General features: G+C 35.2%; 14 protein-coding genes and 1 pseudogene. 3 read left to right on the top strand and 12 right to left on the bottom strand.

All coding sequences use genetic code 11. The features are described from left to right. Window positions 1–47: 47 nt before the first annotated feature. Window positions 48–356, top strand: a complete 309-nt coding sequence (locus tag ACU68Y_RS02765) for a type II toxin-antitoxin system RelB/DinJ family antitoxin (protein ID WP_446755471.1) — start codon at window positions 48–50, stop codon at window positions 354–356. 246 nt (window positions 357–602) lie between these two features. On the opposite strand, the gene ACU68Y_RS02760 is transcribed toward ACU68Y_RS02765, so the two are convergent. The 8 genes from ACU68Y_RS02760 to ACU68Y_RS02725 all read right to left on the bottom strand — a co-directional run bounded on the left by ACU68Y_RS02760 (window position 603) and on the right by ACU68Y_RS02725 (window position 9,644). Next, the gene (locus tag ACU68Y_RS02760) at window positions 603–1,313 is read right to left on the bottom strand and encodes a transaldolase (RefSeq protein WP_316449590.1); all 711 of its coding nucleotides are present in this window, start codon (window positions 1,311–1,313) and stop codon (window positions 603–605) included. A 27-nt stretch (window positions 1,314–1,340) separates the two neighbouring features. Then, entirely contained in the window at window positions 1,341–2,699 is a 1,359-nt protein-coding gene (locus ACU68Y_RS02755) for a PTS ascorbate transporter subunit IIC (protein WP_446755470.1), read from the bottom strand. Window positions 2,700–2,724: 25 nt separating this feature from the next. Beyond that, window positions 2,725–3,000: a PTS sugar transporter subunit IIB gene (locus ACU68Y_RS02750; protein ID WP_316517988.1), complete on the bottom strand. Its 276-nt coding sequence runs from the start codon at window positions 2,998–3,000 to the stop codon at window positions 2,725–2,727. Next, window positions 2,993–3,463, bottom strand: coding sequence for a PTS sugar transporter subunit IIA (locus ACU68Y_RS02745; RefSeq protein WP_002840433.1), 471 nt, complete (start codon window positions 3,461–3,463; stop codon window positions 2,993–2,995). Before ACU68Y_RS02745 ends, ACU68Y_RS02750 begins: the two co-directional genes overlap by 8 nt. A gap of 107 nt (window positions 3,464–3,570) precedes the next feature. Continuing rightward, the gene (locus ACU68Y_RS02740; RefSeq protein WP_446755469.1) at window positions 3,571–4,488 is read right to left on the bottom strand and encodes an AEC family transporter; all 918 of its coding nucleotides are present in this window, start codon (window positions 4,486–4,488) and stop codon (window positions 3,571–3,573) included. Between the two features lie 376 nt (window positions 4,489–4,864). Next, window positions 4,865–6,325 carry a flippase gene (locus ACU68Y_RS02735; protein ID WP_446755468.1) on the bottom strand — a complete coding sequence of 487 codons (1,461 nt, stop codon included), beginning with the start codon at window positions 6,323–6,325 and terminating at the stop codon, window positions 4,865–4,867. 190 nt (window positions 6,326–6,515) lie between these two features. Continuing rightward, window positions 6,516–7,661: a double-cubane-cluster-containing anaerobic reductase gene (locus ACU68Y_RS02730; protein WP_316449587.1), complete on the bottom strand. Its 1,146-nt coding sequence runs from the start codon at window positions 7,659–7,661 to the stop codon at window positions 6,516–6,518. A 549-nt stretch (window positions 7,662–8,210) separates the two neighbouring features. Continuing rightward, window positions 8,211–9,644, bottom strand: a complete 1,434-nt coding sequence (locus ACU68Y_RS02725; protein ID WP_446755467.1) for a UDP-N-acetylmuramoyl-L-alanyl-D-glutamate--2,6-diaminopimelate ligase — start codon at window positions 9,642–9,644, stop codon at window positions 8,211–8,213. Window positions 9,645–9,864: 220 nt separating this feature from the next. On the opposite strand from ACU68Y_RS02725, the gene ACU68Y_RS02720 reads away from it, so the two are divergent. Continuing rightward, the gene (locus tag ACU68Y_RS02720) at window positions 9,865–10,746 is read left to right on the top strand and encodes an Abi family protein (protein ID WP_316517977.1); all 882 of its coding nucleotides are present in this window, start codon (window positions 9,865–9,867) and stop codon (window positions 10,744–10,746) included. 72 nt (window positions 10,747–10,818) lie between these two features. Here the strand turns inward: ACU68Y_RS02720 and ACU68Y_RS02715 are convergent, their stop codons facing one another. Continuing rightward, the gene (locus tag ACU68Y_RS02715; RefSeq protein WP_446755466.1) at window positions 10,819–11,673 is read right to left on the bottom strand and encodes a beta-carotene 15,15'-monooxygenase; all 855 of its coding nucleotides are present in this window, start codon (window positions 11,671–11,673) and stop codon (window positions 10,819–10,821) included. A 12-nt stretch (window positions 11,674–11,685) separates the two neighbouring features. Continuing rightward, window positions 11,686–12,546 carry a polyphosphate kinase 2 family protein gene (locus ACU68Y_RS02710; RefSeq protein ID WP_446755465.1) on the bottom strand — a complete coding sequence of 287 codons (861 nt, stop codon included), beginning with the start codon at window positions 12,544–12,546 and terminating at the stop codon, window positions 11,686–11,688. A gap of 197 nt (window positions 12,547–12,743) precedes the next feature. On the opposite strand from ACU68Y_RS02710, the gene ACU68Y_RS02705 reads away from it, so the two are divergent. Then, the gene (locus ACU68Y_RS02705; protein WP_446755464.1) at window positions 12,744–13,730 is read left to right on the top strand and encodes an LLM class flavin-dependent oxidoreductase; all 987 of its coding nucleotides are present in this window, start codon (window positions 12,744–12,746) and stop codon (window positions 13,728–13,730) included. Window positions 13,731–13,902: 172 nt separating this feature from the next. On the opposite strand, the gene ACU68Y_RS02700 is transcribed toward ACU68Y_RS02705, so the two are convergent. Together ACU68Y_RS02700 and ltrA are read right to left on the bottom strand one after the other, a co-directional pair. Continuing rightward, window positions 13,903–14,325, bottom strand: coding sequence for a group II intron maturase-specific domain-containing protein (locus ACU68Y_RS02700; RefSeq protein ID WP_446755559.1), 423 nt, complete (start codon window positions 14,323–14,325; stop codon window positions 13,903–13,905). A gap of 48 nt (window positions 14,326–14,373) precedes the next feature. After that, window positions 14,374–15,141: pseudogene (ltrA, locus tag ACU68Y_RS02695) on the bottom strand (group II intron reverse transcriptase/maturase); the annotation flags it as partial. Window positions 15,142–15,567: the final 426 nt, after the last annotated feature.

Here is a 15,567-nt window from a genome sequence, read left to right as displayed (position 1 = left end):
ATTTTATATTATAAGATTATAAAAATATCGTAAAGGTGGTGTTTTATATGGCAACAAAATCAGCAAATCTTTATGCGCGTATTGAACCGGAGGTAAAAGAAAAGGCAGAAAGTATTTTATCTGCACTTGGTATTCCTGCATCCAGTGCTATTAATATGTTTTATAAACAGATAATTCTTCACAGAGGACTTCCTTTTGAAGTGAAAATTCCATCTTCTCGTCCTGTAGACATGTCAACTTTATCAGAAACAGAACTGAATGCAGAACTTGAGAAAGGATACGCGGATATCAAAGCAAAAAGAAAAAGAGAAGCAAGCGCAGTTTTTGAAGACATCCGTAAAGATTATAATCTATGATTTATGAAATTAAAATCACTGACCAATCAGGTCGTGATATTGATATTCAACTTAACAAATACACGAAATACGAAAAGTAGTGCAAATCGGAATTTAGGTGGTTGATGAAACGATTATATAATTAATCAAATTAAAAAGGCTAAGAACATCTCTGCTCTTAGCCTTTTAACTTGCCACCTAAAGACTGTCTAATTTAGTTTTCTAAAATTTCTAATTCAACGAGCCTTTTGTGAGCTCTTGTATTTATTAAAGAATTGAAAATCCTAATTCTTTTGAATCTTTGCAGAACATCTTCACTGTATCTAGTGAATATTCGTTCAAATCTTTTCCCATCAATGAAAGTTTCTTGATGATTGCAGGAGTACATGTAATGATGTCTACTCCCAATTCATTTGCTTGGTAAATGTTGAACACTTCTCTTGGAGATGCCCACAACAATTCGCAACCTTTTTTAGTTTTGCAAATTTCCAATGATTCTTTCATGATTGGCATTGGATCAACGCCTGTGTCTGCAATTCTTCCAGCAAATACTGAAACGATGCTTGGAACATTGTCAGTCAAGTTGTCTACTACTTCTTTTACTTGATCTACTGTGAAGATTGCTGTTACGTTAAGTTTGATTCCTTTTGAGCTAAGTTTTTTCAATAATGGAGCAGTTGATGTTCCATTGCTTGTAGTTACTGGAATTTTAACATAAACATTGTCTCCCAATGATGAGATTTTGTCTGCTTCTTTTTCCATTGTTTCCAAATCATCAGAAAATACTTCAAATGATACTGGATATTCTGTAATTTCAGCTAGAACTTTCTTGGCAAATTCAACATAATCAGTGATTCCAGCTTTTTTCATTAATGATGGATTAGTTGTGAATCCTGTTACTTTTTTTGATGCCAATGATTCTAGCATGTCTTCTAATACTGCACCGTCTGAGTAAATTTTTGTATTAATTTTATTCATTTATACCTCTTTCTCGTCTAGTTCAAATTATTCTTCGTTGTTGATTGCTGTGTTTTTCTTAGTGATAATTGAAGGAGCGATTAAAACTACTGCCAAAATAGCGATAATAATATAAACTCCGACACTACCCATAGCGTTTCCGATTTTTCCTAATAAAATTCCCAAAACTCCGAAGTCAAAATCTCCGAATGTTGTATTGTTGAATCCTAATTGTCCCAAAACTGGAAGCAAGAATGCTGGTAGGAATGCTAAGAATAATCCGTTGATGAATGAACCAACCATTGCTCCTCTTCTACCACCAGTTGCATTACCGTAAATACCAGCAGTTGCACCACAGAAGAAGTGAGGAACAAGTCCAGGAATAATCAATACTCCACCGACAGCTCCCAAAATAAACATACCGATTAATCCACCGACAAAACTACATGCAAATCCCAAGATAACTGCTGTTGGTGCGTATGGGAAAAATACTGCACAGTCAACTGCAGGAACAGAGTTTGGAATTAATTTCGTAGCGATACCTTCGAATGCAGGAATTAAATCTGCCAAGATCATTCTAACGCCGGCATATACTACTGCTACACCAACTGAGAAGTTCAATGCAGAAATAATTGCAAACAAGTATGGGTTTTGACCGTTAGCCAGTTTGCCAACGAAATCTGGACCAGCTTTGATGCTTGCGATCAAATAGAACACAATCATTGTCAACGCTGTTGAAATTGTTGTATTTCTCAAGAAACTCCATTTTTCTGGAATTTCGATGTCTTCAGTTGATTTGGAACCTTTTCCAACTAATGAACCGATAAACGCCGACAAATAATATCCCAATGAACCAAAATGACCCATAGCGATTTCGTCACCGTCTGTAGCTTTCAATGTGTATTTTTGTCCGATTGCTGGAGAGATAGCACTCCAAGCTCCCAAGATAAATCCACCAGCTACTACCAATGCAACTCCTTTAAATCCGATTGCACCTAAAGTTGCTGACAATAGACATGCCATGAAGAAACTGTGGTGACCAGTTAAGAAAATATATTTATATCTTGTAAATCTTGCTATTATTAAGTTAAAAATAAGTCCTACTAACAAAATTGACATTGTTTCTACGCCCAAAACTTTTTGCGCAACAGATGTGATAGCTTCGTTATTAGGAACAACACCAGTAATGTTGAATCCGTGTTGAATCATTTGACTCAATGGATCCAAGTTAGTTACGATAACATTTGCACCTGCAGCCAACATTAAATATCCTAAAATCGGACCTAATGTACCAGTCATTACCTTGTGAGCTGGTTTTCTAAGTGCGATAAGACCTACCATCGCGATAAGACCCATCAAAAACGCAGGTTCAGATAAAATATCCTTTATTACGTTTAAAAATCCCATAAATTCCTCCTAAATTTTTTAATTTTTATTTGAATTCTTCTAATACTGGAACCAAATCTTCTTCGATTTTCTTTCTGTTAGTGTAGCTTTTTACAATGGCTACTTTTTGATCATCTGCAAAAATCGATTTAAATTCCTTAACAGTTACGAAAAGGTCAGCGCCCTTTCCTACAGCTGCGTTAGAATCACAAGATTCAACGTTCGCTTCAATTCCCATTTCCTTGCAAATAGCTTCCACCTTCATTTTCAAAAGAAGACTACTTCCAATTCCATTACCACATACAGTAACAATATTAATCATCATTTCCCTCCTCTAATTTTTTGTTAATAATATCCAACATTTCGTCTTCAGATTTTGCATTTATAAGCTCATCTGTAATTTCATCTGAATCCAAAAGCACTGCCAATTGTTGAAGTGCCACAATGTGTGATGAAGAATCCACCGCTGCCAAGCAGAATAAAATTCTTACCCAGTTGTCCTCGTCTTCTTCTTCATTTCTAAAATTCACAGGCTCGTTGAGTTTGGTCAAACCAATCGCCATTTTGTTTACATTACCGTTTGGACGTGCGTGAGGAACTGCAATGTTCGGAGCAAGCACAATGTAAGGGCCTGCAGCCTCAACGCTTTTTATCATGTCTTCTACATATTGTTCGTTAATGTAATCATTCTCCAACAAACTTTTTGCTGCAATTCTTATTGCATCCTTCCAATCATTTGCATGATCTTCAATTCTTATCAATTCTTTTTTTATTAAATCGCTCAAATTATCACCTCTTTACAAAAAAATAATGGTTAACAAAAGTATTGTTAACCTTATTTTACCATATATTCACAATCTTATATATATCTACTTCAAAAAATTATACCAATTTAAAGGATTAAACTACCAATCAAAATTATAACCGGCAAAGTCACCACCGAAAACATCGTCGACAAACACAAAGCCCTTGACGGAAAATCCGTAGATTTATTAAACATCAAACAGAAAAGCACACTCACTCCTGCAATCGGAGCTGATGCCATCGCCAATGTTGCAATCTTTGCATCTGTATTCATCGGAATAATGAACAAAATCGCGATATAAATCAAAGGAAACAAAATATTTCTGATAAAAGAAACTTCCCACGCCATTTTGTCTTTGTGAAAAGGCTCTGTAATACTCACGAAATTTGCGCCGATAATTATCATACTAAGAGGAGTATTCATACTAGCCAAATAATAAACAGGTTTGGTCACAACATTCGGCATTTTATAAATAACCCCGAAGAAAAACAAAACAAATCCCAAAACAGACGAAATAATACAAGGATTTTTCACAACCTTGTTCCATTGAATCTTGCCATTTCCAGTCATCTCGTACAAACCAATTCCATGACTCCACAACAAAATATTGAACACTGCTAAATAAGGAATTGCGAAAAAAGTTCCATCCGCACCAAGCAACGCTTCAATCAAAGGAATTCCCATGAAACCACAATTGCTGTAAACCGATGCGAATTTGTATGTACTTATGTTTTCGTTCTTCGAAAATCTATCAAATTTGAACAAAAAATGAGAAATCAAAATAGATGAACCCATCAAAACCACCGCAGCAAAGGCAGTCATTGCAAAATTATTCAAAAGCACAGGTGTAACGGGTCTATTAAACGCGTTTATAATAACGCTTGATCCCACAACATACATTACAAACCCTGTCATTTCTCTGATAGTTTCTCTACTGAAAAACCCTGTTTTTGCAAAAATATAGCCCATCGCCATGAACACAAACATAATCAAAATCTGCTGCAACGTAACTAAAAAAATAAAAAATCACTCCCTATATCTAATTATTTAATTATACCATCATTGTGAAAATTTTCTAGTATTATTTTAGGGAATTGATGAGCTAATGAGTGATTGATTGTAGAAGGTAGTTTCAAGATTTACTAAAGTAGAAAACCAGTTTGCACGAATATCTAGACTACGAAAATAAATAAAATCATCACTTGTGAACCTAAAATTGTGAACTCGCGAACGCTCAGACAGCACAATTTTTTAACGGTTCACTTCGCTTGATTTTATAATTATTTTCTCCGTATGATATTCTTAGCAAAACTGGTAATCTGCTTTTATTCATTGCTATGCAAAAACAAAGAAAAAGAGCATCCTTCGATGCTCCTATAATCTATTTTACTAATTTTTTAAGTGGTGTTTTCTTCAATGTTTCGATAAACACTTCATTTTTACCGAAGAACAAGATCAATGTGTAGCCTAGAATACTTATCAAGAATACTACAAGTAAGTTTATTGTGTAATGTGTGATAAATTTTGTGACCACAAATTTTGTCAAAAGTATCCACAAAGCACCTGCTACTGCGTATTTCATTGTGTAGAATAATTTATCCATTTCAAAGTAGAATTTCGCTTCTTTAAATTCAAATAAGCACACAAGAACTACTACTAATTCTGAAATCGCCGTTGTCACTGCTGCACCGTTTTGTTGCCAAAGTGGTATGAAAATTAGATTTAATCCCACATTTACAAACGCCGATATCGTCGTCGCTTTCAAGTTCAGCGCTTCTTTTCCCAGAGGAACATTCATGCATGTTGTGATTACCCCACCTGTTATTGCGAAAAACACTGACACTGCTAGAATTTGCAACGAAAGTGTAGCTGCAATAAATTTTTCTCCGGACAAGATATAGACGATATTTTTGGATAATACTCCAAGTCCTGTACACATTGGTATCATTAATAATAGCAAAAAGCTTGAAATTTCTGTCAACAAATGTCTAAATTCTGTCTTGTCATCCAATGTAGCAGCCTTTGATAGTCTTGGAATTGTAACCATGTAAATTGCACCGAGCATTTGTTTTACAACAGAATACACCTTAACGCTTACTGCATAAAGTCCTGTGTAAAAATCTCCCGAAATCCATCCTAGCATTGTCATGTCTGCGCTGACATACACCAAAACTGCGATACTATTTGAGAAGAATAGCATGATAGGCTTCAAATGCCTTTTCAAATTTAGTTTAAGTGTTGGTTTCAAACTTACGTATCTTCTCACATGTAACATATTCGAAATGCACACCAAACCATTTACGAAAACCGTAAGGCCTGCGTATTTTAAGTAATCTGATTGAGTTTTTACTACGAAAAATAGTAAAATTACACCAATAGTTTGAATTATGATACTTCTGATCGTAATGTACAAATAATCCTCGTGGATTGCATTGACCCATTCAACTCCAAGTGTCGCAAATATTATACTCAAACTTTGAATGAAAACAAGCGTTGCATAATCGTGCATTTTCACAGAAACTACACAGAATATCAATAAACAAATGTAAGAAATCAACGTAGATAACAAGTTGATGGAGAAAACTTCCCTCGAAAATTGGTTGAGTTTCGTTCTGTTTTCTCTGTATTTGGAACCCTCTCTGACTGCGTAATTGGTAATTCCAAGCGATGCAATCAGCATAAATATTTTAATAATTGAATCTCCGTAACTTACCTTTCCCATGTTTGCTACTTGCAAAATTCTCGTAGCGTAAGGAAAAGTTATCAACGGGTAGACAACGCTCAGCCCAACTTTGATTAAATTAAGCATTGCGTTTAATTTTAGTGATTTTTGCTTTGCCAAGTTTTTCCTCTCCTATGTGCAAAATTAATACTTACTATATTGTATCATACATATTCATACAGATTATTACAACATTTCAAAATTTACAACAAAAAAATAACCGCCGGCTCAGAATAATGGCGATTATTTTCTAGGTATAACCTATATGGACTTTTCTGTAAACTATTATACCACATTTTTCAAAAAAATGTTATAACATTTCAATAAAAGCTCCAATTCTTGTATTTAATTGTCCGATATCCGATTTTGAATAATCAGTTTCCACAGCAATATATGGAACATTTTTCTTATCGTTGCAGAATCTCTTAATTGATAAACCTTCAACTTGGTAAGGAGTGCAAGCTTGTAAATGCATGTCAATAACTCCGTCAACCTTATATTCATCGATTAATTTGTTCAACAATTTCAGTCTGTTTTCGTTTGGACTCACACATGCGCAACCGATGTTCATGTATTTTCTTGCAATCGCATCAATCATATCCGGATTGTCTACATCGACATTTTCATCAATAGCCTTTGCACCACCACAGTTTTCGTAACTAACCACAACTGCGCCGTTGTTTTCGACAGCTTCGATAACTTTTTCTGTCGCACCTCCGATAGGACAACCAGTAATCAAAATTCTTGGTTTGCCACTAATGTGCTTGTGCTCATTCATAACCTTCGCTTTTAATTCTTCAAGCATTTGTGGAATTTGTTCCTTGTCGAAATCAAATTGCACACCATTTAAAACATGCCACAATTCTCCACCTGTGATTGGCAAATCATCAGCCTTCATTATAGAATAAAAATCTTTTACAGCAGATCTCTCAGCGTTTTTTACATCGATTGCATGTTTCAACTTTTCTTCAGTGATTTCAACACCGAATAAATCTTCGATAGTTTTAATCATCTTTCTGATTTCTTCTTTCCACAAAATAAGACCTTGTTCAGTGTTCTTATTTGGAAGCTCCATTACATGAACCGGCTTGAATTCTCCCAAATATTCGTACATCTTCTTCTTGCCATCGCAAGTAGTTTCTCCGACAACCAAATCAGAAAAATAGAAGAATGGACACTTGTCAGTCAATGCAAAACCATAAGAAGATTTGATAAGTGGGCACAAGTTTTTCGGCAAATCCCTCTCAGCATCTTGAATAGTTTCATCACTTGTAGCACACAAACTTACACAAGTAGCTCCGGCCGCAACAGCTAACTCTTGTGGAAAAAACGTACAAAAAATCCCTATAATAGGAATATTCTTATCCTTTATTTCTTTTACCTTCAAAAAAGCATTTTTACGACTATCTGCAAAATCGTTAAAAACCTCTGGTAATTCCTTCTTTAAATCAACCATCTAATCACCTCGTAACAAATAATATCATTTAAAATTAGATAATACAAAATGATAATCATTATTTATAGGTTTTTTCTATAAATGACTTCTCTCGCCCTCTCCCATGGATGATTTTGCAGAAAAAATGAGGAAGATTTTTCAAAACAAAAAAACATCGTAAAAGAGCGAATCATTCGGAAAAAATTGTTTTAAATTCAATCGAAGAAACCCGTCCAAAATTTGACCGCGTAAGCGAAGCGTGCTTCAAATTTTAGGATTTCGAGATTAGAATTTTTCAATTTTTGTAGACAGATGAAAGGTTTACGAGTTTTGTGGTTTTTAATTGCAATGAAAAAAGCAGATTACCTGTTTTGCTAAGAATATCATACGGAGAAAATAATAATAAATTCAAGCGAAGTGAACCGTTAAAAAATTGTGCTGTTTGAGCGTTAGCGAGTTCACAATTTTAGGTTCACAAGCTTAGAGTTTATTTATTTTCGTAGTCTAGATATTCGTGCAAATTGGTTTTCTGCTTCATATGTCTCTGTTAAGTGTAAATGTCCTACCTATTTATTTCTTCAATTCATCCAACACTTCGTTGACTGTTTCTTTTTCAGAATAAGGTGTCTTTTCGTTTCCTTTGAGCTTGATGAAGTTTTCTTGTCCTTTTCCCAAAAGTAGCACAAAATCTCCCTCATTTGCCATTTCTATCGCATGTTTGATGGCAGATTTTCTGTCTTTGATTCTGACATATTCACCTTTTTCTTCCTCAATCCCGCTGACGATATCATCGGCGATGTTTTCGTAGGTGTCGAATTTCGGATCGTCTGTTGTGACAACCGAGAACACGTTGTTTTCAGCTGAAATCTTTCCAACCTCGTATCTGATTTCACTCGTTCTGTCGCCACTCATTCCATAAACTGCGATTTTTCGTTTGTCGTTTGGCACGGATTTGTAGATATTTTCGAAAGCTTTTGGAGTGTGTGCAAAATCGATGACAATGTTTATTCCCATGTCATTTTTCACGAATTCGAATCGCGCCTCAACTCCTGTAAAACTTTCCAATGATTTGGCGATATCTTTGAGTTCATATCCCAATAAATTCACCGCAGCAATCGCAGCCACCGCATTGTACACATCAAACAGCGCAAATCTGTTGAGTACAAATTTCACGTTTTTGATTTCAAAATGCATCTTGCCATCAATTAATTCTACATTTTCCGCCTTGAAATCTGATTCGTTTTCCAGCGAGAATGTGTATGCGTCTTCAAATTTCGCCTTCGCTTTTCTTCCATATTCATCATCGACATTTGCAATTTTTTTCTTGGCATTTTCAAACAAAATCATCTTTGCATCGAAATAATTCTCCATATTTTTGTGAAAATCCATGTGCTCCATCGATAAATTGTTAAACACTGCCACATCGAAATCAATCCCGTCTAGTCTGTGCAAATACAATCCATGACTGGAACATTCCACAACAGCATTGTCGATTTTTTTATCCACAGAAAGCTTCAATATCTTGTTTATTTCGCAAATTTCGGGAGTCGTGTTTGGCGTTTCGTATTTTTCTCCAGCAATAAAAGTTCCATTCGTGCCAATGTTTGTGCATGGTGAGTTCAAATGTTCCAAAATATGACTAATCATAGAAGATGTTGTAGTCTTGCCATTTGTCCCAGTGACTCCAATCACACGAAGTTTCTTCGACGGAAAATCGCACACCACATTTGAAATTTGTGCGAGAGCAACCCTTGCATCTTTTACTTTGATGTAGTTTATGCCTTCATTTTCTGTGACATCTTCAGTAACCACAATTGTATTTGCGCCGTTTGCAATCGCCTTGTCAATGAATCGGTGTCCATCAAATTCCATCCCAGAAATCGCAACGAACACTCCACCTTTTTCGATTTTTCGTGAATCATTTGTCACATTTGTAATCTCGTCGTCGTTGTTTTTCGTGTAATCTATATAATCAATTTTATCTAATATATCAGTCAAATTCATAATTTTCCCCTTTGGTTTTCATTTATATATTATTATATAACATCGGGCTATTGTTTTGGCAAATTTTACATATTAATAAACTCAGACTATCGCTGATATCCGTTGACTTTTTAATGAATAATGATATAATATTCTTAACAGAACCTCTCCACGCTTAATGTAGTTTAACTACACGCGGACCACGGAGAGGGCTTTTTTTATTTCAAAGGAGTATAGAGATATGAAGTTAAAACCAGCATTAACTTATAGTGAGCAAATAAATAAATTAAACAAGGATCATAACTTAAAAATTGATAACGAACAATTTGCTGAAGAAATACTTGCCAAAGTAAATTATTATAGACTATCTGGATATGGTATAGGTTTAAAAAAGCCCAATAATAAAGAACATTACAGGGACAATATTACAATTGAACATCTTTTTCAGCTATATTGTTTTGATAGCCAATTAAAAAACAATCTAATACGAACAATTGAACAAATTGAAATTGAACTAAGAACTCAAATTGCATACCATTTGTCACTAAAATATGGATCTGACGCTCTTCTTAATGAGAAAAATTTTATACACAAAACAAATAGTAATGGTCGTACAATATACTCAATTATAAAAGACAGCTTGGAAAAAGAAATAACAAGACAAAGAAATAAACCTTTTGTTAAGCATCATATAAAAAAATATAATGGAAAATTTCCAATATGGGTATCTGTTGAACTAATGTCTTTCGGGAATCTCTCTTCATTGTTTAGTATACTACAAGATGATGATCAAAAAGCCATCGCTAATTATTATAAAACAGATGCAAAATACTTAAAAAACTGGATACTATGTTTAGTTGAGGTTAGAAATATTTGTGCTCATTTTACAAGATTATATAATATGCCACTTAAAGAAAATCCAAAACTTTACAAAGAAAACATGAAATTTAAGAATAAACAAAACAAGTTATTTCCTATACTTCTTATTATGAAAAGAATGCTTAATTCTAATTCTCAATGGGACTCGCTTTTAAAAGATATAAAACATACTTTTTCAAAGTATGACTATTGCTTCAATCTATCTTTCATGGGATTCCCAAAAAATTGGAAAGAATTTCTTTAACATCGGGCTACATATTTAAAAACAAAAAAAACTGACCACCCAGCCTAGCTAAGTGATCAGCTACAAATTTTATTATTTCATAACAGATACTACGACTGCTATTGCACCGACTGCTATGATAAGTCCAAATACAAGACCTGCGACAATGCTTACGATCGCTGATTTTACGCCAACTGCAAGCATTCTTTCGTCAGAAATTCTGTCGTAGAATACTGATGAATAAAGCACAACTCCAACTATCATACCTACAATTGAAGGAAGGACTGTTGTTGGAAGCACCATCATCAAAATATTAATCAACGCTTCAACTGCTACATACACTCCAAGTCTCGTATCCCTTTCAACAGGATTTGGAACTGGTGACATGTCTTTTTTAGTAAAGTGGAATATGATTCTGCACACTACAAAATAGAAAAGAACTGACACAGCCGAAATTATTATGGTGAAAGTTGTCACACTCAATCCAGATTTTGTGATTTGTTGCAATTGTTGTGCAGTTTCTGGGTGAAGCTTGTATTGCACAATTGATGCCACAAATGTGAACACTCCATATAACAAGAACAAAATTACGAATGCACCCTTTTTATTGAAATTTTCAATAAGTCCGTGAAGCAACGAGAAAACTTTTTGGCAAAAACCAGCATAGCCCGAACTTTGTCTTTGAGTGTAGTCTTCAATGTGTTCTTCTTCGTCATCTTGCCCCTCAAAGAAAAAACTGTCGTCTGTTTTTTCGTAATGATCTTGTTTCGCACTAGAATAATTGTCATCATTTGATGATTCAAAATAATTGCTATTTCTGTCAGAATAACTGTCCTTATCTTCGCTGTAACCGCCTTTTACTTCTTCTTTTTCGTTAAAATAATTGCCGTCTTTTGTGTATTCATTGTCGTCATTTTCAAAGCCTTTGTAATCTCTATCGTCTGACATATTCTCCTCCTATTATTTTTCGTTTTTCTCGTCTTGTTCCATCAAAACTTTCTTCCATTTTTCAAGTTGCGATTCTTCCTTCTCGGAAAGTTTCGGCGTGTGTGGATCCAATTGTTTGAACAAATCCAACATAACCTCACTCACAACCAATCTAGTGTACCATTTGTTATCCGCAGGAACCACATACCATGGCGCATAATCTGTCGAAGTATGCTCCAACATATCCTCGTATGCCCTGTGATAATCATCCCAGTTTTCTCTTTCCAGGATGTCACTTGCTGCGAACTTCCAATGTTTTTCTTCCAAATTAATCCTATCCAAAAGTCTCTCTTTTTGTTCGTCCTTGGACACATGCAAGAAAAATTTCACAACCTTGATACCATTATTGTCCAAATATTTTTCGAACGCGTTGATATCTTCGAATCTCTTGTTCCAAAAATCATCATCGTTTTTCTTATTAACCAAATTGTGAACCCTGGTTACCAGAACATCCTCATAGTGCGATCTGTTGAAAATCCCAACCTCTCCATACGCTGGAGTAGCCTTTGTGATTCTCCACAAATAATCGTGATCCAATTCTTCAGTTGAAGGTTGCTTGAAGCTTGTAACCTTGCAGCCAGCAGGATTAAGCGCCGTGAACACTTTTTTTACCAAACTGTCCTTGCCAGCAGCATCCATCGCTTGAAGCACAACGAGAATTCCTTTTTTATTTTCTGCGTATAATTTTTCTTGAAATTCAAACATCTTTTCCAAATTTTGTGGCAGAATTTCTTCCTTCACTTTTTTTTTGGAATAAGAATCATCTTTTTTCGTGCTAAATTTTTCCAAATCAACTTTTTTGTTAGGCTTTACCCTGTATTTTTTAATATCCATAACTTACTTCCTTTTAATATCGTTATTATATATTTATCCAAATTGGGTAAAAATAAAACAAAATCTTTTATTGAATTAATTATACCATTTGTTCAGAATTATTACAATAGTTTACTATCACGTTAGTATTGTGTAAAATTTATTTGACAATCACATGTTTATATAATAAATTCATACTAACAGAAAGGGGATAATTCATGAAAATATCAATATTAAATTTAATACCAAGATTTGTAGATGAAACAACAAAACAATCAATCGATCGTGGATTGGAACTTGCAAAATGGGCTGACGGACAAAAATTCGAAAGATATTGGGTTGCAGAACACCACAACTCCAAATCAATCTCATGCTCAGCAACTGATTTGATTATCGGATATATTTTAGAAAACACACAAAGAATAAAAGTCGGAGCAGGCGGTGTAATGCTTCCAAACCACACACCTTTTCAAGTAGCAGAAAGATATGGAACGCTCGAAACATTGTATCCCGAAAGAGTTGATTTGGGAATTGGAAGAGCTCCTGGAACAGACATCGAAACAGCGAAATTAATTTATCGCGACACATACAAGGAAGATAACTTCAAAGAAGCCATCAGAACACTTTTAAGCTATTTTGAAGAAGAGGCAGAAAATTTCAAAGTGCGCCCATACCCTGGAGTTGGCACACACGTTCCAGTGTATATCTTGGGAAGTTCCATGACATCTGCACACATTGCAGCACAATTGGGACTACCATACTCATTCGCAGGACATTTTTCTCCAAACACAGTCGAAGTCGCACTCAAAATCTACCGCGAAGAATTCACTCCATCAAAATATTTGGACAAACCATACGTCATGCTAGGAGTTTCTGCCAACGCAGCTTACGAGAAAGACGCCGCAGAACACATCAAACAACAAGCCATATCAATCTTCTTGCAAATCCAAAACAGAAACAACAGAGATGCATTCCTAAAAGCTGACCCTAACAACAGCCCCGAACTCACATCAATCGAAAAATTCATGATAAGAACAGCAAGAGGTCTTCGAATCGAAGGAGACGTGAATTCCGTAAAGGACCAATTCATGGAAATAAAACAAAAATACAATCCAGACGAAATCATCGCCGCATCCTACATTCCAGATTTCAAATTATTAAAAGAAAACTACGAAATCATACAAGATTTGGCGTTGAACGATTAGAAGGCTATTGAAAAACCATCCAGAAAATTCTGGATGGTTTTTTGGTTTAATAAAAATTTTAAAAAATTTCCTAGTCGGCATTGTGACACAACGCACTCAATAAATCGAGTAGGGCTAAATAAATAGCCCTCTCACACCACCGTACGTGCCGTTCGGCATACGGCGGTTCAATTTAATTTACACATGACCTGCTTGTATAGTAATCGTATGGGTCGACTAATCCTGTTTTGGTTAGTCTTTCCTTTGTAATTGCTCTTACTAAGCAGGTTTTTGTTGCTACAAAATAATACCTATCTCCACAATAAGCTGTTAGTCTTGCCAGGTCTTTTCCTACTCCCATCTTCATTAACGCCCATTGTCTTTTCTTTGGTACTTTCCACATTTTCCAACAGATTATTCTGAGTCTAGTCCTTAGATGCTCGCTAAATCTTTTTAGTTTGCTTTTCATATCCGCAATCCTAAAGTAATTTATCCAGCCTCTTGTTACTTCATTTAATTTCTTGATTCTGTAGTCAAAGGAAACTGACCGTTTTCTTGTGGTTAGAGTCTTTATTTTGTCTTTGAATCTTTTAAATGATGTTTCGTGGACTCGTATTTTCCATTTATTTGCTTTGTTGTCTTTCCAGTATCCAAATCCCAGATATTTTATTCCACTTGGTTTTGTTATCTTGCTTTTTTCCGCATTTACTTTTAATCCAAGTTTATTTTCTATGAATCTTGTTATGGAGTGCATTACTCTCGTTGCTGCTGCTTTACTTCTTACAAATATTAAACAATCGTCGGCGTATCTTGTGTATCTAAGTTTTCTTGCTTCTAGCTCTTTGTCTAGTTTGTCTAGCATGATGTTGCTTAGTAGTGGTGATAGGTTGCCCCCTTGAGGGGTTCCTATTTCACTTTTTTCGTATATGCCTTTGTTCATTATTCCCGCTTTTAGGTATTTTCTGATTAGTGATTCTGTGTCTGGTGCTTTGATATGTTCATGGACTATGCTCATTAGTTTATCTTGTGGCACTTTGTCAAAGAATTTCTCTAGGTCTATGTCTACTACCTATTCGAATCCATCATTTAAATATTCTAGGCTTCTTGTTATTGCCATTTGACAGTTTCTTCCTGGTCTGAAGCCATAGCTTGTTTCAGAAAATCTTTTATCTATTATCGGTGTTAGAACTTGTACGATTGCTTGTTGGATTATTCTGTCCATTACTGTTGGTATTCCGAGTTTTCTTTTTCCTCCATTTGCTTTTGGTATTTCTACTCGAAGTACTGGTTGTGGTTTGTAACGTCTTTCGATTATTTCTTGTCTTATCCTTGTCCAGTTGTCTTTGATGTATTCATCTATTTCTTCTACACTTATGCCATCTATTCCTGATGCTCCTTTGTTGGAGATGACTTTTAGTTTGGCTTGGTGCATGTTTTCTGGATTTAGGATTTGACTTATTATTTTATCTTCCATGTGTGCACTTGCTCCTTTCCGCTTGCATAACTTATTTCTTAGGTGTGAGATTTTGATTTCATTTACGTTTCTTCTACTTTCTCTGTCAGATTTGTTATGCAACATACATTTTGCTTGTGCTTTTAAATTGTTCAGTCCTTCGGTGTTTCCACCTACTATGACTTCTGCTGACTTCTCACTATTCGTTGTTACTGCTGTTTCGCTAGTGAGACCTCGCGGGATAAGTTCTAATACTTTCATCGTTTACTTGCAGAATTTACGCCTTGGGTTTACGGTTGTCTTTTGGGTCTTTGTTATCTCTTGCTAACTTGCCCACCTGTTACGCCTTGTATTCTGTTCCTGTTCGTCAAGCCACGATTTCGCTATTGCTTCTTCTCTCCTAGA

It is taken from the genome of Finegoldia sp. P1-F-LS, assembly GCF_052932205.1.
This window is presented reverse-complemented; position numbering and strand designations above follow the sequence as displayed.